14 protein-coding genes are annotated in these 18,360 nt (G+C 41.0%); 12 read left to right on the top strand and 2 right to left on the bottom strand.

The features are described from left to right. Positions 1-162: 162 nt before the first annotated feature. From NSMS1_RS28840 to NSMS1_RS28870, 7 genes are all read left to right on the top strand, one after another. Positions 163-1,278: an NAD(P)H-dependent flavin oxidoreductase gene (locus NSMS1_RS28840; RefSeq protein ID WP_224088152.1), complete on the top strand. Its 1,116-nt coding sequence runs from the start codon at positions 163-165 to the stop codon at positions 1,276-1,278. 96 nt (positions 1,279-1,374) lie between these two features. Further along, positions 1,375-2,088, top strand: coding sequence for a heterocyst differentiation pentapeptide repeat protein HetL (gene hetL, locus NSMS1_RS28845; RefSeq protein ID WP_224088153.1), 714 nt, complete (start codon positions 1,375-1,377; stop codon positions 2,086-2,088). 129 nt (positions 2,089-2,217) lie between these two features. Beyond that, entirely contained in the window at positions 2,218-3,777 is a 1,560-nt protein-coding gene (locus tag NSMS1_RS28850; RefSeq protein WP_224088154.1) for a YcjF family protein, read from the top strand. Between the two features lie 214 nt (positions 3,778-3,991). Further along, a complete protein-coding gene (locus NSMS1_RS28855) occupies positions 3,992-4,204 on the top strand; it encodes a hypothetical protein (protein WP_224088155.1) in 213 nt (70 codons plus the stop codon). A gap of 14 nt (positions 4,205-4,218) precedes the next feature. Further along, a complete protein-coding gene (locus tag NSMS1_RS28860; RefSeq protein ID WP_224088156.1) occupies positions 4,219-4,677 on the top strand; it encodes a hypothetical protein in 459 nt (152 codons plus the stop codon). 153 nt (positions 4,678-4,830) lie between these two features. Then, complete coding sequence (locus NSMS1_RS28865; RefSeq protein WP_224088157.1) at positions 4,831-5,298, top strand: hypothetical protein; 468 nt, start codon at positions 4,831-4,833, stop codon at positions 5,296-5,298. Between the two features lie 262 nt (positions 5,299-5,560). Continuing rightward, a complete protein-coding gene (locus NSMS1_RS28870) occupies positions 5,561-7,318 on the top strand; it encodes a serine/threonine-protein kinase (RefSeq protein WP_224088158.1) in 1,758 nt (585 codons plus the stop codon). Between the two features lie 521 nt (positions 7,319-7,839). Here NSMS1_RS28870 and NSMS1_RS28875 read toward each other — a convergent pair. Continuing rightward, entirely contained in the window at positions 7,840-8,325 is a 486-nt protein-coding gene (locus tag NSMS1_RS28875) for an allophycocyanin subunit alpha-B (protein ID WP_224088159.1), read from the bottom strand. A gap of 157 nt (positions 8,326-8,482) precedes the next feature. Between NSMS1_RS28875 and rlmD the strand changes: the two genes are divergently transcribed. Beyond that, positions 8,483-9,865 (top strand): 23S rRNA (uracil(1939)-C(5))-methyltransferase RlmD, encoded by a 1,383-nt coding sequence (gene rlmD / locus NSMS1_RS28880; RefSeq protein ID WP_224088160.1) that lies wholly within the window; start codon positions 8,483-8,485, stop codon positions 9,863-9,865. A gap of 405 nt (positions 9,866-10,270) precedes the next feature. Next, entirely contained in the window at positions 10,271-10,720 is a 450-nt protein-coding gene (locus NSMS1_RS28885; RefSeq protein WP_224088167.1) for an ATP-binding protein, read from the top strand. 100 nt (positions 10,721-10,820) lie between these two features. Here the strand turns inward: NSMS1_RS28885 and NSMS1_RS28890 are convergent, their stop codons facing one another. Then, the gene (locus tag NSMS1_RS28890) at positions 10,821-11,117 is read right to left on the bottom strand and encodes a DUF6439 family protein (RefSeq protein WP_224088169.1); all 297 of its coding nucleotides are present in this window, start codon (positions 11,115-11,117) and stop codon (positions 10,821-10,823) included. 50 nt (positions 11,118-11,167) lie between these two features. On the opposite strand from NSMS1_RS28890, the gene NSMS1_RS28895 reads away from it, so the two are divergent. From NSMS1_RS28895 to NSMS1_RS35200, 3 genes are all read left to right on the top strand, one after another. Then, positions 11,168-11,533 (top strand): hypothetical protein, encoded by a 366-nt coding sequence (locus NSMS1_RS28895; RefSeq protein ID WP_224088171.1) that lies wholly within the window; start codon positions 11,168-11,170, stop codon positions 11,531-11,533. A gap of 2 nt (positions 11,534-11,535) precedes the next feature. Beyond that, positions 11,536-12,927 carry an asparagine--tRNA ligase gene (gene asnS, locus NSMS1_RS28900; protein WP_224088182.1) on the top strand — a complete coding sequence of 464 codons (1,392 nt, stop codon included), beginning with the start codon at positions 11,536-11,538 and terminating at the stop codon, positions 12,925-12,927. A gap of 1,501 nt (positions 12,928-14,428) precedes the next feature. Further along, positions 14,429-18,325, top strand: a complete 3,897-nt coding sequence (locus NSMS1_RS35200; protein WP_263432546.1) for an SdrD B-like domain-containing protein — start codon at positions 14,429-14,431, stop codon at positions 18,323-18,325. Positions 18,326-18,360 lie beyond the last annotated feature (35 nt).

Genomic DNA, 18,360 nt, shown 5'->3' on the forward strand with positions numbered 1-18,360 from the left:
GCAGGAAAAGACATAACAATTAAAGAATACCTACAAAATTTCATATATGTGATTTTAATCACGCAAGTTGCTGGAGCTTCAATCAAATTACGGCAGCATAAATAACTATGAGTTAGTGCTAAAATTACTCTGAAGTTATTTAGTTAATCAGTGAATAAGTCTGTGAACACCCGTATTCTCAAGCCTTTGCGGATTGGTAAACATATTGCTCATCATCCCATTATTCAGGGGGCGATGGCTGTACGGGTAGCTGGTGCAAGTTTGGCTAGTGCTGTTGCTAATGCGGGGGGAGTGGGAGTAATTGCGTCTCTAGGGCTGGGTTTAGATTCACCTTACTTTGACAAACGTAAAAAAAAGAGCTTTTTTACAGCTAATCGACTTGCTTTGATAGATGAACTGACAAAAGCCCGTAGTATCAGCCCTGATGGGGTGATTGGAGTGAATGTTCTCGTTGCTACAAAAGATTATCCGGTATTAGCCGAGACAGCCGCCACAGCAGGGGCAAATATAATTATCACTGGTGCAGGATTACCCCTAGCTTTACCAGAATATACTGCCGCCTATCCTGATGTAGCGCTAGTGCCGAGTGTGGCTAATGTGGAAGCGGCGCAAGTTATTTGCCAAACTTGGCAAAGTCGTTATAATCGTTTACCTGATGCAATGATTGTGGAGAATTGCCAACAGGTAGGAGGACATTTTACTCAGTGCGAACAGGTGAACATTCCAGGGTTTTCTATTGAGTGGGTAATTAGTCAACTGCGGGATTATTTTGATAATCAGTTAGGGGTGAGGATACCCTTGATTGTAACTGGGGGAATTAGCGATCGCGCTGATATTGATCGGATGCTGGCAATAGGGGCTGATGGTGTACAGATGGGTACGCGCTTCATTACCACAATCGAATGTGATGCCGATCAGCGTTATAAAGAATGTCATCTCCAAGCCCAACCAGAGGATATAGTCACTGTACCGAGTCCCGTAGGCAAGCCCAGCCGTGCCTTACATAATCAGTTCACCCAACAGGTAATGACTGATTCCTCCACGTTGGAAAAACGATGTATTGCCAACTGTTTAGAGACTTGCTTGTGTCGAGACAAGGGAAAAACCTATTGTTTGTTACAAGCACTGGCTACATCTGCCCGTGGTGATGTAGAAAATGGTCTAATTTTTTCTGGGGCGAATATTGGTTATACCCAAAGGCTTATATCCGTCGCTGAACTGATGACAGAACTTACTCCACCTCATACTATTGAAGTTCAATATGATGAAAAATACTAAACAGGGTATCTGAAAAAGTCACGAATTAGAAGAAAACGAATTTAAAGGGCTGATATCATACCCTTTAAATTTATTAATTATTTAATTTGATTATTTATGGATGTGGGCGAAATTCTTAAACAGTATGCTGCTGGCAAACGCAACTTTCAACATATCAAATTGCAAGAAGTAGAGTTAACCAATATAACTCTCACAGGTGCAGATTTGAGCCATGCTGATTTACGTCAGACACGGCTTGGTAAAAGCGACTTCAGCCACACCTGCTTACAAGCAGCAGACTTAAGCGAAGCAATCCTTTGGGGCATAGATTTGAGCCAAGCAGACTTGTATCGTGCCATTCTCCGAGAAGCAGATTTAACAGGAGCAAAGTTAGTTAAAACCCGACTGCAAGAGGCTAATTTAATCAAAACCAGTTTATGTGGTGCTAATTTGAATAGTGCTGATCTTTCCCGTTGTTTACTTATTCAAGCGGATTTACGCCCCAGTTCCAACCAGCGCACAGACTTAGGATATGTTTTATTGACAGGAGCAGACTTAAGCTACGCTGACTTAAGAGCAGCTTCACTCCATCACGCCAACTTAGATGGAGCAAAATTGTGTCGGGCAAATTTGGGAAGAACAATACAGTGGGGAAATCTAGCAGCAGATTTAACAGAGGCTAGTTTGCAAGGTGCAGATTTAAGCTATGCAAATTTGGATAGCGCCGTTTTGCGAAAAGCCAACTTACAAGGAGCCGACTTAACAGGCACAATTCTCACCAACGCTGAACTCAAAGGGGCAATTATGCCTGATGGTAGAGTACATGAGTGAGTGGGGGAGATGAGGGGGATGAGGGAGACAAATTTTTGACTATGGACTATGGACTATGGACTAATGACAACTGACTAAACCTATTAAGATCATAAGCATCTGCTTATTTAATATTTACCTCTGCCACCCATGCCTGTCTCGCGCATTGTTACGCTGATTGTTGGTTTAATCGTCATTTTGGGACTTTCCCTGTGGCTGATTGATTCCCTTTCACGCCTTTACTGGCAGTTATCCTACTCACCATTTTTGGGTAATTTGCTGTTATTGCTGCTAATTGTCCTCATTGGCTGTTTAGTGGCTGCTTTTGTCTATTACGTGATGGTGTTGCAGGGTGGTGAACAGCGTAGCCGCCGCAACCGTCGGCGGGTGACAGCCGCGCAAATTCCGGCTGCTAAGTCTGATGCAGCTTCTTCTACCTTACAGGCTGTGCGGCAACAGGTAGCGCAAATTCAAGATGAAGTCACACGTCAGGCTTTATTGAGTCGTTCCCAAGAAATTGAAGCTAACTTGGCAAGGGGGGAGATTCAAGTGGTGGTGTTTGGTACGGGAAGTGCGGGAAAAACTTCCCTAGTTAATGCCGTTATGGGGCGAATGGTAGGCAAGGTTGATGCACCAATGGGAACAACCAAAGTGGGGGAAACCTACTGTTTGCGGTTGAAGGGGATGGAGCGCAAGATTTTAATTACAGATACGCCAGGAATTTTAGAGGCTGGGGTAGCGGGAACGGAACGGGAACAATTAGCCAGGGCGTTGGCAACAGAGGCGGATTTACTGTTATTTGTGGTGGATAATGATTTGCGGCGTTCCGAATATGAGCCTTTGAAGGGGTTAGCGGAAATTGGGAAGCGATCGCTTCTTGTTCTCAACAAAACCGACCTTTACACAGATGAGGATAAGGAAGCTATTTTAGCACGGTTACGCCAACGGGTGCGGGGATTTATCGCTACAAATGATGTCGTGGCGATCGCCGCTAACCCGGAAACTGCACAATTAGAAACAGGCGAAACCTTCCAACCAGAACCAGATATAGTTCCCTTACTGCGGCGGATGGCAGCAATTTTACGGGCTGAGGGTGAGGATTTAGTCGCGGATAATATACTCTTACAATCTCTGCGGTTAGGAGAGGAAGCCCGGAAACTCATCGACGCACAACGCCGCCGCCAAGCAGATAAAATTGTCGAGCGGTTTCAGTGGATTGGGGCAGGAGTGGTATCGGTAACACCTTTACCTGTGGTAGATTTACTGGCAACGGCGGCTGTAAATGCCCAGATGGTAGTAGAGATTGGCAGAGTCTACGGTTGTGAATTGAATATGGAACGGGGACGGGAGTTAGCCCTGTCTTTGGCTAAGACGATCGCTAGTTTGGGTATTGTTAAGGGAGCAATTGAATTACTATCTACGGCGTTGCAACTAAATGTGGCTACTTTTATTATTGGTAGAGCCATTCAAGGGGTAACAGCTGCTTATTTAACTAGGATTGCAGGTAAAAGCTTTATTGAATATTTCCGTCATGATCAAGATTGGGGCGATGGCGGAATGACAGAAGTAGTGCAGCGACAGTTTCAAATCAATCGCCGCGATGAGTTTATTAAAGCATTTGTGCAAGAAGCGATCGCTCGTGTAGTGAAACCGTTACAAGATAGAACTGAAGTGCTTGAGGAACAGAATCGCCAAGAAGAATTACGGTAATTGCCAAAACTGAAACTTAGTCTCATATCAAGTTCGACTAATTGCTGATAATATGCCTGCTTTAGCTGTTAATTGATGATAGCGGGGTAATTGTTTTTCCCATTACCAATTATTCATTACCAACCCTATAGAACTTAAGAAATATTTAAAAAAGCATTAGTAAAAATACTGATAGTATCGTATAAACTTCATTAAGGTAATTTTTGAACTTTATATGAATATCACAACACACATAAAAAAGTTTTATCAAGCGATCGCTGCCACAACCATAAGTATGTCGATACTTGCTGCTATGACTTGCTCTGCTAGCGCTGCAAATTTTAAACAATTTAAGCTGAGTGGAACATTTGCCAACGAACCTTTTTCTAGTGATGTAGATGGGCTAATTTCACAATTGACAGGTGGTTCTTTTGATGGTATTACGTAGTCGATGTAGACCAGTTGCCTGCAAATGATGACACTGTAGACCTTGAATCTTGGACAATCAACTTACGTAATTCTAGTAACGATATTGTAAAAACTTTGTCTAATCTTGCATCAACTGATTTAGCTGAAGCTTTTATATTTCCTGAACTACCTGGATTTAGTGGTGATATTCTTGTTTTTGTAGAAGATGAGGAAATCAGTGAAGATAATTTTGTCACTACATTGTTGGGCTTGAATTTTAACTCTGATTTTACAGGTATAGGAACAGGAAACCCAGTCGAGCAAGAAGATGGACAGTCAGCCGTTGGGACACTTTTGCGTTTTAAAGACGACTTTGAAAGCGAAATCTATGTCACGAGTGTTAGAAGCGAACTTCAAACTACCCCTGAACCTGTTTCTGTTGGTGGGATAGCGGTTGTTGCGGCTATAGGGTTTTGGATGAAACATAGGCAAAAAACTATTCAATCTGCATAGTTGCGCCTCACACTCAGATTTTGAATAAAAATCATCACATTACTGAGTTAAGGTAGAACTTACGCTAAGTGGCATAACTTTATCTAAAACTCCTGTTGATTACTAGACACTAACAATTTCGTTGTGTCCTAGTTAACCAACTATTTTTGTCATATGCAAACAAAAAGCTTATTTCCTCTATTAACTCTCGGTGTTAGCTTGGCAGCAATACCCTTTGCTCCATCTCATGCGTTAGAAGTAAATACACCGAACTTGTATGAACTAAATGGGAGTGGAATCAAAATTATCTACTCAACCTCCAGTTTCGATGGTAGTCCCCGCTTCACCTATCAAGATAGACAACAAACATTACAATTTGCAGGGGATCAAATTCAGACTGTAGGCTTGAGTATTGGGACGCTGGTAACAGTACCTATACGCCGTACTGTAGATACTGGTTCTACCACATTTAGTGTGCTGATCCCTTCAGTTAATTTGGGAGAAACTAATCAAGCCAAAGTTGTGACTGATGGTATTACTACAACTAATCGCTTTAATGTCATACCTAAGTATAACGAAGGACAAAGACAGTTCTATCAAATCACTCATTTAGAAGGTACTGCTCAATCTGTGCAGTTTTAATTGCTAATTTATAGATAGATAGGGGCGTATAATTAGATGTATGCTCCTATTTACTATATCGATAGTAGTAATTCGTAGCCGACAGTTAATCAAAAACAAGTGGTAAGCTTAGTATTAAAATAAGTCTACTGAGAGTAACAATACTTAAGGAACTAAGCTGGCATTTTAAGATTCTATATAAGAACGATTTGTCTTTGAGCTATTCCGGAAACAGCAGACAATATACCGAAACTTATATAAGGACTAACTCAGTAACCAGCTCATGAACCACCACATGATCGGGAAAGTATTGCAAGCACGCTACCAAATTGTCCAAAACCTGGGTTCAGGAGTATTTGGACAAACATATATTGCTGTAGATGTAAATTATCCACATCAACCTAAATGTGTTGTTAAACAACTTAAAGTTAACAGTATCCATTCTAGCTACCTGGATACGCTCAGACTACGTTTTCTCACGGAAACTGAAACTCTCAAGCATTTAGGACAACATCCCCAAATTCCTAACTTTATTACTTGTTTTGAGGAAAACGAGCGCTTTTACTTGGTTCAAGAGTACATTGCTGGACACGCTTTAACTGCGGAATTGCCTATTGCTCAAAATTGGGGTTCGTTGTGGCGTGAGGATGAAATAATTTCATTTTTAGAAGATGCCTTAACTATTTTAGAATTTATTCACTCGCAAGGTGTTATTCATTGCGATATTAAGCCAGAAAATTTAATTAGACGTGCTGTTAATGGTAAGTTAGTCCTGATTGACTTTGGTTCTATTCAGTCAGTCAATTTTGGCATAGACCAAGAATTATCTATTTATCAGGTTCCTGCTACCTCTTTAGGATATATACCTCCAGAGCAATTTATTGGGCAAACCCAGATTAATAGTGATATTTATGCTCTAGGGATGATTGCCATTCAAGCTTTAACAGGCTTAGAACCACTGCAACTAAAAGTAGAGCCTTATAGTAATGAGATGATTTGGCGTACTGCTGATACGCCTGTGAGTGATTATTTAGCGGCTATCTTGAGCCAAATGGTGCGCTACAATTACCAAGAACGTTTTCAGTCTACGGCTGAGGTGTTGCGTGCAATTCAACAGATGAAATGGGACACTTCTCTACCGCAACTACTGCAAACACAACAGATAGAAGAGACTTCAGCAGAACCAACTCAGTCAGTATCACCGCTACTGACAGGGATGAAAGTCGGACTGGCAGTTAATACCCTATTGATGGGACTGGGAACCTATTCATTATTGAGTAACTCTCCAGCCAATACAGAAACAGAAATTTTATATAAAGCTACAAAACAATATCAAGATGGGGATTTGCAACAAGCGATCGCTCTAGCTAAACTAATCCCATCTCATAGTAATGTATATCCAGATGCTCAAGCCACCATCGAAGAATGGCAACAACAATGGCAAACCGCAGCAAAACAATATTCATTAGCTGAACAAGCATTACTTGAGAGTCGATGGTCAGATGTTCTCAGTGCTGCTAACGAAGTTCCAGATATTGCATATTGGCAAACTAAAATTAAAGATGTAGTCAAACAAGCCAATGTCAATATTGAAGCACAAACACAAGATTTATTAGCCAAAGCCTACGCCAAAGCCGAAGCTAGAGACTTTTCCACAGCATTAGAATATTTACGCCAAATTCCGCCAGAAAGTTCTGCTGGTGCTTTAGTACAAAAAAAATTAGCTGAGTATAATCAAAAACGTCAAATTAGAGCCGCTTACTTTTTACACCAAGCCCGTAAACAAGCATTGGCTGGTAACTTTGACAAAGCTGTTAAGTATCTGCACCAAATTCCCCAAGATACACCTGTATATGCTCAAGCTCAGACTAAACTCAATGAGTACACACAAAAGTTACGCCCACTGCCTCAAAGCCAAAAGATAGCCTATAGTGTGATTAGTGCAAATCAAAAAGCTAAGTCTTGGATAGCTAAGAGTCCAGTTGTCAAAACTGATAATGTGCAGTTTGAGACTCAATTACAAGAAGTAAATATTCACTAGTAAATAGTAATAAATTCAGGAAATAAATCTCTAGCGCATATTAAATCAATGGGAAGAACTACTCTTCTTACTTTAATCTCAAATTGCTTTTAATTTAGCGATCGCCTTATATAAATTTAAAATTCAAAATTAAGAAAGTGATACTTAGCATAGGTTTGGGGGTTTGCATCCATATCATCTTTTTTATGAAATGGTATTAACCCTTCTCGAATATCTTGAGCCAAATTAAGAACTGAGGTTCTTTTAGTATTAGGTGTCAGCATTAAGATTTGTTTCATTCTACGATGCCAGCAAGAATAATGAATATGTGACAGTATTTTGCATGAACCATTGATGAAAGACCAATGACCAAATAAAATTTCCCCACATCAGGGTTGTAACTTGACATGGAGAGCTTGCCAGAGTCACTACCAGATATGGGGACGTTATGATCAAAAGAGAATCTTATGGATATATGAGGTTATTATCTAACACTCAACTGACTGAACCAAAAGTACCCCTTGAAATAGCCAAACTTTTGATTATGACATTGCTTGAATGATGTAATCAAAGTAAGGTGCGGCTGCAACTGCATCTTCTGCACTTAATAAGTCAAGAGAGGCTTTTTTCAGAGAATTGATGGCTTCCACCATTCCGGGTACGGGAACACCCAAAGAATTGTACATTTCTCGCACGCCGATAATGCCAATTTTTTCAATCGGTTCAACATCTCCAGCTAGTACCCCGTAAGTGATTAAACGTAAGTACCAACCAAAGTCACGAATACATAACGCACGTTGACGTTCGCCGTAAGCGTTACCACCAGGTGCGATAAAATCAGGACGCTTCTGCCACAGTTGCTTGGTTGCTTCCTGAACGATTTTCTTTTCGTTCTCTGCTAAGGTAGCAGCGATACGGGTTCTTTGTACCCCGGTTTGTAAAAATTCTCTGATACTCTTGAGTTCGCCACTGCTGGGGTAACGCAGTTCGTCGTCGGCTTTGAGAATAACTTGGCTAATTACAGTCATGATTATGTAAATCACGCGAAATATTATTAGCTAGTTTAACGACTTGGAGGTACACAGGGGAAGGGGACAGTGAACAGTTGACAGTTGACAGTTGACAATTGACAGTGAACACAACCTAGCAACTGACTAATGACTAATGACTAATGACTAATGACCAATGACTAAATCTACTTGGCTTCAGGGTGAATTAATTGAGGTTGCTATTAGCGACTTGAGTGATACTGGTGATGGGGTGGGACGGTTTGAGGAACGGGTGGTGTTTGTTCCTGATACTGTGCCGGGCGATCGCCTGATGGTACGCTTGGTACATGTTAAACCTAAATATGCCCACGGAAAGCTGCACCAGATACTAGAACCATCGCCTCACCGTATTCGTCCGGGTTGTATTGTGGCGGATAAGTGTGGTGGTTGTCAGTGGCAACATATTGATTACGAATATCAACTGGTTGCTAAACGCAATCAAGTTATCCAAGCTTTACAACGTATCGGCGGTTTTGCCGAACCTCCTGTAGACCCCGTATTGGTGGCTGACTCGGCTTTGGGATATCGCAATAAGGCTACTTATCCTTTGGATATATCGGCTACAGGTCAAGTGCAGGCTGGGTATTACCAAAAGGGTAGCCATCATTTAGTGAACCTAAATCAATGTCCAGTCCAAGATCCCCGTTTAAATCCTTTACTGGCAGAAATTAAACAAGATATCCAAGGGCGCGGCTGGTCTATTTACGATGAAAATCGTCACCAAGGACAAATTCGTCATCTGGGGTTACGCATTGGACGGCGTACAGGTGAAATTTTGTTAACTTTGGTGGTCAAGGACTGGAATTTACCAGGAATTGAACAACAAGCTCAGGAATGGTTACAGCTCTATCCTCAATTGGTAGGAGTGTCCTTAAATCGTAACCCTGAACGCACCAATGCAATTTTTGGTAGAGAAACCCGTTGTATTGCTGGAGTTCCTTATCTGCGAGAAATTTTTGCTGGGTTGGAATTTCAAGTCCGTCCTGATACATTTTTCCAAGTCTTCACAGAAACGGCTGAGGCGTTATTAGAAGTAATTCAGTCAGAACTGAATTTACAAGGGCATGAAACCCTAGTTGATGCCTACTGTGGCATTGGCACCTTAACCTTGCCTTTAACTAGACACGTACACCAAGCTATAGGATTAGAGTTGCAACCCCAAGCTGTAGAACAGGCAATTTCCAATGCTCAACACAATGGTATTAATAATGTGCAATTTCAAGTAGGGGCAGTTGAGAAATTACTGCCAAAGATGGGAATAATACCAGATGTGGTCATACTAGACCCGCCACGTAAAGGGTGCGATCGCATTGTCATCGAATCTTTATTAGCCTCGAAACCTGCCCGCATCGTTTACGTCAGCTGTAAAGTAGCCACTCTTGCTCGTGACCTAAAACTACTTTGTGAAGATGGCCTATATACAATTCAACGCATTCAACCCGCCGATTTTTTCCCTCAAACCGCCCATGTGGAAGCCGCCGCTTTTCTGGTGCGCTCGCAGTTTGGCAAGGATACTTAGTCCTTAAAAAAAATTTCACTTCAAATTTGTAGTCTATTGCATAGTGGAAATGCTAAAATAGGATTAATCTAAAAATAGAAATAATCTTGTTAAAACCATTAAAGTTGCATAAGCTCTAACACCAAGTGAGCAAGATTGTTTAAAATGCTAATCGGCAATCTAAGAGGATTAAAAATCCTCACAAGTTTTCTAGTTTTCCATAGCTAATCCTAATAGCTAACTTTATAAAGACCGATTTATGTATCATCAATCGAACCTCATAATTAGAGTTAATGCTCCCCAGCATTTTCATAACTTAGTAATAAAGACGCAAGTTTGAAGGCAGCATGACCACCTCCATTTTTATCAGGGTGCCTGTATAAGCAAACTGATGTCTAGCTAACTGAAAGCTATGGGGTTTCTCTCGTGATAACCATTTCACTCCGTCCAGTTGGACGCTATTGGGGTACTATTAGTTTCGCCTCAACTCTCTATCTTTGTCCTATATTAGATTTACTAATGGCGGAAATACCCGCCAAACTACAAGCAGAACTGCGATTAGGGCTACAAGAAGCCCTAGTTAATGCAGCTAAACATGGTAATAATCTTGACCCTAGCAAAACAGTTGTAGTCCGTTTTTCCCTCATAGATAATCAGTATTGGTGGGTGATTTCCGACCAAGGTGAGGGCTTTAACCCGACAACTAGTCATACTGAAGACCCCACAGATTACTTACCACCCGATGAGGCAGAAAACGGGCGGGGAATGTGCCTTCTCCACCAAATTTTTGACCAAGTGGAGTGGAATCGTAAAGGCACAGAATTAAGATTATGTAAACAAATGGAAAACCGCCCCCGCTTGTCCCTGCGGAGGTAAGGAAGTGAGTGGTGAGTGGTGAGACAGCGCTGGGGGAGGGTTTCCCTCCGCAGGCGACTGCGAACCCGGAGGGGAAGTAGGGTAAAAATACCCCCACTCCCTACTCCCTACTCCCTACTCCCTTATCTCCATGAGAAGGACAAGGAGGGGCGGAGATAGAACGATTTAACCAACCAACAGCTTGTTCTAGTCTAGCAAGAGCTTCTTGGGGTTGATTTTTAAGCAAAAATACCATAGCGGCTGCTAATTGTTCACTAGCGCGAGAATTGCGGTTAGACTTGAGGCGATGCCAATCGTTAGGCGAAATACTCAGCCTTTCCATGAGGGCTTGGGCTAGTTCCAAGTCGCTAAATTCATTAAGTTGAGTGGTTTTAGAAAGCTGGCTAGGTTGAGACATAGATAACTATTGGCAGCAGTGACATTTACCTTATACTTTACTACTTGTAAATGAAGCCGCCGAAAAAATCATCCCAACCGCCAGAGAATAATCAAGAACCGGATTTTGAGCAGGAATTAGCCCAAGTAGAGCGATCGCTATTGAGCCTTAAAGAAAGGTATGATCAAGTAACGCGCGATCAAAAGCAACAGGCACAATGGCAACAAAGCCTTCAAGAATTACAGCAAAATAAATATCAGACACCAGAAATAAAAGCCCAGTTACGGCAAATCAAACAGCAACTAGAAATGCTAGAACTGAATTTAGAAAGCCAGTTGTTTTCTTGGCGTAGTCTGAAAAAACCTTTCTGGCAAGCCGTCCGCTTTGGTGGAATGGGCGTTATTATAGGCTGGATATTAAAGTCCTGTGCTGGGTAACTATGGTAAATCGACGGATTGCAGAAATATTACGGAATGGTCAACCTGATGAGTCTGTTGTAGTTCAAGGCTGGGTAAGAACGAAGCGTGAACTCAAGGGGTTTGCATTTATTGAGGTTAATGATGGGTCATCCCTAGCGAATTTGCAAGCTGTCATCAATCAGGATTTGCCAGACTACGAAGCAATTATTAAACGATTAAATACAGGTGCGTCAGTGGAAGTGGCTGGCGTATTGGTGGCTTCTCAAGGAAAAGGACAGCGTATTGAGTTGAAAGCCGAGACAGTGAAAGTCTACGGTGAAGCTGATCCCGAAACTTATCCCTTGCAAAAGAAACGCCACTCTTTTGAATTTTTACGCAGTATTGGACATTTGCGATCGCGCACCAATTCCTTCGGTGCAGTTTTCCGTGTCCGTAACGCCTGTTCCGCCGCCATTCACCAATTCTTCCAAGAAAGGGGCTTTTTGTGGGTACACACCCCCATTATCACCGCTAGTGACTGCGAAGGCGCAGGGGAACTATTCAGCGTCACCAGCTTGGATTTAAAGAAGGTTCCCCGCACAGAAAACCAAGAGATTGATTACAGCCAAGACTTCTTCGCTAAACCTACCTACTTAACTGTAAGTGGACAACTAGAAGCCGAAGTCATGGCGATGGCGTTTAGCAACGTTTACACCTTTGGCCCTACCTTTCGTGCAGAAAACTCCAACACCTCCCGCCACCTAGCAGAATTTTGGATGGTAGAACCAGAAATGGCATTCTGTGACTTAGAAGGTGATATGGATTTAGCTGAGGCGTTTCTCAAACACATCTTTAACTATGTGTTGGAAAAATGCCCTGAAGATATGGAATTTTTCAACCAACGCATTGATGATACAGTCTTAGCCACAGCCGAGAATATCATCAACAATCAATTTGAGCGTTTGACTTACACAGATGCCATCAAACTATTAGAAAAAGCCGATTTCAAGTTTGAATATCCTGTAAGCTGGGGCTTAGATTTACAATCAGAACACGAACGCTATTTAGCCGAACAATTATTTAAAAAACCAGTAATTGTTACTGACTATCCAGCGCAAATTAAAGCCTTCTATATGCGTCTAAGCGATGATGAAAAAACCGTCCGCGCAATGGATATCTTAGCACCCAAAATTGGCGAAATTATTGGCGGTTCCCAACGGGAAGAACGGTTAGATGTGCTAGAACGCCGTGTATTAGCCCAAGGGATGAAACCTGAAGATTTGTGGTGGTATCTCGATTTACGCCGTTATGGTACAGTGCCTCACGCTGGTTTCGGCTTGGGTTTTGAACGACTCGTGCAGTTTATCACAGGTATGGGGAATATTCGGGATGTCATACCCTTCCCTCGTACACCAGAAAACGCCGAGTTTTAATCTTGAGCTTCGACAGAACCCGCCAACGCGGGTTTTATTATGACTTCCTACTCCACAAACAAAAAGCCGACAGTCCTTAACAAAGGATGTCGGCAATTAGTGTGTTCCCTATTAATGACTCGGCTAGAGTTCAGTAATACTTAAATAATTCCACTTCCTAGATTTCACGTAAGCGATCTTAATCATACGTCCATGTGATTGTTGTCACATTATTTCTATCAATAAACTGCATGTGCTGGAAAAAATTATTCTTTTAATACAGAAAATACTTATAGCAAAAGGCGGCTAGTGTCAAGCTCAAGCGTTTACAGGAGTGAAATATAGCAATCATGGATCAATTTTGCAGGTGGAGTGATACTTTTGGCATCATCCTATGGTTGTGTTTCTAGACAACAAAGACAATTGTGCAGCACTGGGTGCGATCGCCTACGGAGCGCTAAGAGACTTCCCACTAAAAAAATATCCCATTACTTTGTAGGCAGGGGAGCAGGAAGAGAAGTCGCAAGGAGGGTTTCCCTCTCTTACGTTCGCGTAGCGTGTCGGAGACAGACGCTTACACGAACCGGGTGAACTTCCCTACGGGACGCTACGCGAACGGGAGCAGGGGGAAGAAACAGTTGCGTTGAGTTTAAAAATGAGAATAATTTATTTTCTGGACTTCCCGAATACCAATTCAAAATTAAGAAAGTGATACTTAGCATAGGTTTGGGGGGTTGCATCTGTCTCATATTTCTTAGGAAATGGTATAACTATTGAGCGTATTTAGTTTCTATGAAGCACATCATTACTTAACTTATTCTTAAAAATATCTTTAATCAAGCACGCTCATATTGACATATTGAATTTTGTATAGATTTCTAATAATGTGGCTGTAAATATTAATGATGTCTATTTATTACACTGGTAATAAAGATGTATTTAATATCTAGATCATTGCTAATGAATGCAAAAAATGTATTTTTTACTAGATAGATGAAATATTTTATTAGTAAATATAAATAAGTATTTAATATAATTTATGCTTATTATTTTTTGTCCCAGATTAAAAATCTGATTGTAATGTTGATAAGTTTACAATAATTTCATATTTTGTTTCCTGTTAGATATAACTTCTTTAACTAAAATTTGCTTGACACACTCAGTATGAGTTATGTAATATTACACGTGTGATGTAATTTTTTATTAAAAAATTTACATATAAAACTTATATTTTTTAATTCCTTGTTTGGAATCGAATCATAAAAGTACATCAAATACTAAAGATTTGAAATAAAGTAGTGTAGTTCCTCATTTGGCTTAAAGCTTAGTTTAGTAATTGCTCAATTTATTATTCAAATTTCGATTTTTCAGTTACGCATCTATTTTTGCGTTTGAGATAAATTGGAATTTTAATATAGCTTTTTTACTGTTTATTTTCATTATTTTTTAGCCAGCAATTAAGCTATAGATATTTTTGAAAATAGGCTTTTACAGAACAATTTTAAGTGAGAGGACAAATGAAATGCCTTATACGGGAAATATAATAGGCAATCTTTGGAATGATTTGGATGGTAATGGTAGTCAAAATTATGGATTTAGCTACGGTGATCAAGAGCCTGGTTTATTCTTAGATTGGACTATTACCTTAACAAAACCTAGTGATCCAAACTTTATTTTAGTAACCCGTCCAGATAGTAATGGTCAGTACCTATTTAGTAATTTGTCATTGGGAGAGTATTTAATAACAGTTAATCCACCTTCCAATGATTGGCAGCTAACCCAGAATTATTTTACTAATCCTCAATCTGTTTCTCTTTCCGTAAGTTCTAGTCCTTATTACGGAACTTTTGGTTTTCAAAGTTATAATGTCTTTGGCTATCGCCAGCCGATAACACAGATTAGTGGCAGTATTTATACATATACTAATGTTGAGCAGAATGGCTTTACATATCCTTACTACACACCTTTGGGTGGATGGATTGTTTATCTAGACACGAATAATTCAGGAACTCTTGATGACGATGAAAGAAGAGTATTAAGTGATGGTAGAGGGGCTTACACTTTCATTGGTTTAGCACCAGATACAGAGTATAATGTCAGATTTATCCCTCAATCGAGTGGTTTTGATTACTCACAAACAGTTTATACAGTTGCTAACCAAATCTCTCAAGCGGACTTTTATATTGATTTTAATACACCCAATATCAGCACTACAGGAGCGCTAAGTGCCATCAGTGGTGTTATTTGGAATGATGTTGATGGCAATAATTACCGTGACGAGTATGATCCTTCGTCCCCTTACTACTATTCCTATGCCAATTATGGTTTAGTAAATTGGACAGTTACTTTATCCAATGCTTCTGGTTTTTCTCAAACTACCCAAACAGACTCATTTGGACGTTACACCTTTGAGGGTTTAGAAGCTGGAGATTATATAATTACAGTTTCTACCGAAAATAATTCACTACCTTGGGTATCCACTGGCTCATCTTTTAATTCCGTTAGTCTCCTTGCTAGTCAGAGAATTACAGATATTGATTTTGGTTTTCAGCAAAAGAACTATTCCTACGGCGATATCAGAAGATACGGACAAATCGGGGGTTATGTCTGGAACGATTTGTACGGTAGTGGATACTATTATGAATACAGTAATGGGTTAGGAGGGTGGAAGGTTAACCTTAGCCAAAACGGACAGATCATTCAAACTGTCTTTACGGAAACTAATGGTTATTATGGGTTTACCAATGTTGCAGCCTCATCAGACCCCTATATTATTACCGTTGAACCGGCTTACAACCCAGAGGTTTGGCAACTTACCACTCCCCCCAGTGAAATTTACTTTGATGGGTTAAATCCGGTAGAGGTTAACTTTGGCTACCAACTACCTTATGGTGATATCACTGGCTACATCTGGAATGATGTTAATGGTAATGGCACAAATTACAACTCCTCAAACGGTGTTTCCGAACCCAATGAAAAGGGATTGAGTAATTGGAAAGTTAACCTGATCCAAAATGGACAGATAATTGCCACTACCTATACTGGAAACAGTGGTTATAATGGATACTACTATTTTGGTAGTAGACCATTCGGTGAATATACTATTAGTGTAGAGCCACCGGATACAAGTTGGAGAATTACTAACCAACCCTCAACTTCCTTCAGCCTCAACTCGCAAAATCCATCCAATTTTGGCTTTATTGGTTTTCAAGGAACAAAAGGTTCAATTAGTGGTTTCCTGTGGAATGACCTAAATAAGTCAGGACAGTGGGATTACTATGTGAATGAAACAGGTTTAAGTAACTGGACAGTTTATCTCGATCAGAACAATAACAATATTCTGGATGCGGGTGAGGTTAGTACAATCACCGACTCTCTGGGCGGGTATGCCTTTGATACTCTGACTCCTGCTACCTATATTGTTAACGTAATTGCACCTATGGGTTGGCAAGGGACTTCTCCTTCACCCATCCCACAAACTAAAACTATTACCAGCAGCGAAATTTTTGAGTTTGTTAACTTTGGTTTCGCCCAAGGAAGCCAAACAGTCAACCGTCCTCCCCAAGTACTAAACCCGTTGTGGGGACGTTCTATTTCCGGTAGTACAGTGATCTCTGGTGTGTTTGGTGATCTTGATGGTAATGCCCTCACAGGAACCGCCACAAGAGGCGATGGCACTCCCCTACCCACATGGTTTAGTATTTCCGTCCTGTCCAATGGCGACCTGCAAATTAATATCAACAACGCTCCTACAGTCTATGTACCTTTCTATGTCAAGGTGACAGCTACCGACGGTCAAGCTAGTGTTGACCTGACATTCCGCATCTATCCCAACAATAGCGGCTTTGTCATTGATAACTATATCGCTGGTGCAACTGTCTTCTTCGATGCCAATAAAAACGGTGTACTAGATAGTAACGAACCCTTTGCTATTACTGATGCTAATGGGTTCTACCAACTTGATATTCCTGATGCCTTCGATACGAATGGCAATGGTATATTTGACCCCTCAGAAGGGCGTTTAATAGCCTTTGGTGGCATTGATACGGCGACAGGATTAGCTTTAGAAACGCCTGTAAGTGCTTTACCTGGCTCTACTTCTATTACTCTTTTAACTACCTTAGTATCAGATTTAGTTGATCGAGGGTTAACTGTAGAGCAGGCTAATACCAAAGTCGCAGCTGCTCTATCTCTGCCTACAACAGTGGATCTGAGCAACATTGATCCTATTGCAGCCACAAAAAACAACCTTGCAGGAGCCAGCAGCACCTACGGAGCGATGGTACAGGTGCAAAATGTTGTCACCCAAATCGCTGGACTTCTGGACGGCGCATCAACCACCAACCTCAATCAAATTGTCAAAAATGTTGTCTCTGCTTTAGGTGATCAAATTCAAGCCAACGGTAATAATGCTTTAAATCTCACGAGTACAACTCAAGTACAAAACTTAATCGAGTCTGCAGCTAGTAAAACTGGGGTGAATGTTACCTCAATTACACCCCAAGCTGCCCAAATTATTACTGAGGCTAATCAACGTATTGCTACTCTTATATCCACTACACCCACTGATAGTTTAGAACAGGAGTTTGCCAAAGTTCAAAAAGTGGCGCTGGGTAAGACTACCGATGATTTAGAGCAAGCAGCAGCCGGAACTAAATTGATTAGTACGGTTGTCGCTGAAAATACTGGAACGAATCTGACAAATCAAATTAGTAATGTCAAAGTCTTAAGCCAAGCCCCAACAAATATCGTGTTAAGCAATACGGAAATTAAAGAACGTCGTCTGTTAGGTACGGAAGTGGGTGTTTTATCAAGTATTGATCCCGATACAGGCGAAACCTTTACCTATAGCTTAATTGGTGGGGTTGGTAGTAATGATAACTCTCAATTTGAAATTGTTGGCGATCACCTCAAAACCAAAGCTGTCTTCGACTACGAAACCAAGAATATTTACAACATTCGAGTACAAACCTCCGATGGTAACGGTGGTGTTTTCCAAAAAGCTTTAACTATCAACATTGTTGACGTAAATGAATTAAATGGCACTGTGGGTAATGACACACTCACAGGGACAAATGGTGATGACATTATTATCGGTGGTCAAGGAAAGGATATTCTCACAGGGGGGGGCGGCAGTGATTTATTCGTTTACAACGGCATTATCGATGCTGGTGACACAATTAAAGATTTTACCCCTGGTGTTGACAAAATCGAGTTAACTGGCGTACTGCGGGGTCTAGGTTACACAGGCAGCAATCCTATTGCTGATGGTTACGTCCTTTTCTCCAGTGCCGGTAGTAAAAATAGTAACTTACTCATCGACCCCGATGGCTTTGGTAGTGCGCGTTCCCGTAACTTCATCCTCTTGGAAAACGTCTCCGTAGCAGCGTTGAGTAATCCTGATAATTTCATTTTTTAACTGCGTTTGATTCATTTAATTAACCCTTAGCCAAA

The organism is Nostoc sp. MS1 (assembly GCF_019976755.1).
Lineage (GTDB): Bacteria > Cyanobacteriota > Cyanobacteriia > Cyanobacteriales > Nostocaceae > Trichormus.

Excerpts from the sequence above, each read along its gene's own strand:
- hetL (WP_224088153.1), top strand. The coding sequence starts at position 1,375 with ATGGATGTGGGCGAAATTCTTAAACAGTATGCTGCTGGCAAACGCAAC.
- NSMS1_RS28870 (WP_224088158.1), top strand. The coding sequence starts at position 5,561 with ATGAACCACCACATGATCGGGAAAGTATTGCAAGCACGCTACCAAATT.
- NSMS1_RS35200 (WP_263432546.1), top strand. The coding sequence starts at position 14,429 with ATGCCTTATACGGGAAATATAATAGGCAATCTTTGGAATGATTTGGAT.
- rlmD (WP_224088160.1), top strand. The coding sequence starts at position 8,483 with ATGACTAAATCTACTTGGCTTCAGGGTGAATTAATTGAGGTTGCTATT.
- asnS (WP_224088182.1), top strand. The coding sequence starts at position 11,536 with ATGGTAAATCGACGGATTGCAGAAATATTACGGAATGGTCAACCTGAT.
- NSMS1_RS28895 (WP_224088171.1), top strand. The coding sequence starts at position 11,168 with ATGAAGCCGCCGAAAAAATCATCCCAACCGCCAGAGAATAATCAAGAA.
- NSMS1_RS28850 (WP_224088154.1), top strand. The coding sequence starts at position 2,218 with ATGCCTGTCTCGCGCATTGTTACGCTGATTGTTGGTTTAATCGTCATT.
- NSMS1_RS28855 (WP_224088155.1), top strand. The coding sequence starts at position 3,992 with ATGAATATCACAACACACATAAAAAAGTTTTATCAAGCGATCGCTGCC.
- NSMS1_RS28890 (WP_224088169.1), bottom strand. The coding sequence starts at position 11,117 with ATGTCTCAACCTAGCCAGCTTTCTAAAACCACTCAACTTAATGAATTT.
- NSMS1_RS28865 (WP_224088157.1), top strand. The coding sequence starts at position 4,831 with ATGCAAACAAAAAGCTTATTTCCTCTATTAACTCTCGGTGTTAGCTTG.
- NSMS1_RS28875 (WP_224088159.1), bottom strand. The coding sequence starts at position 8,325 with ATGACTGTAATTAGCCAAGTTATTCTCAAAGCCGACGACGAACTGCGT.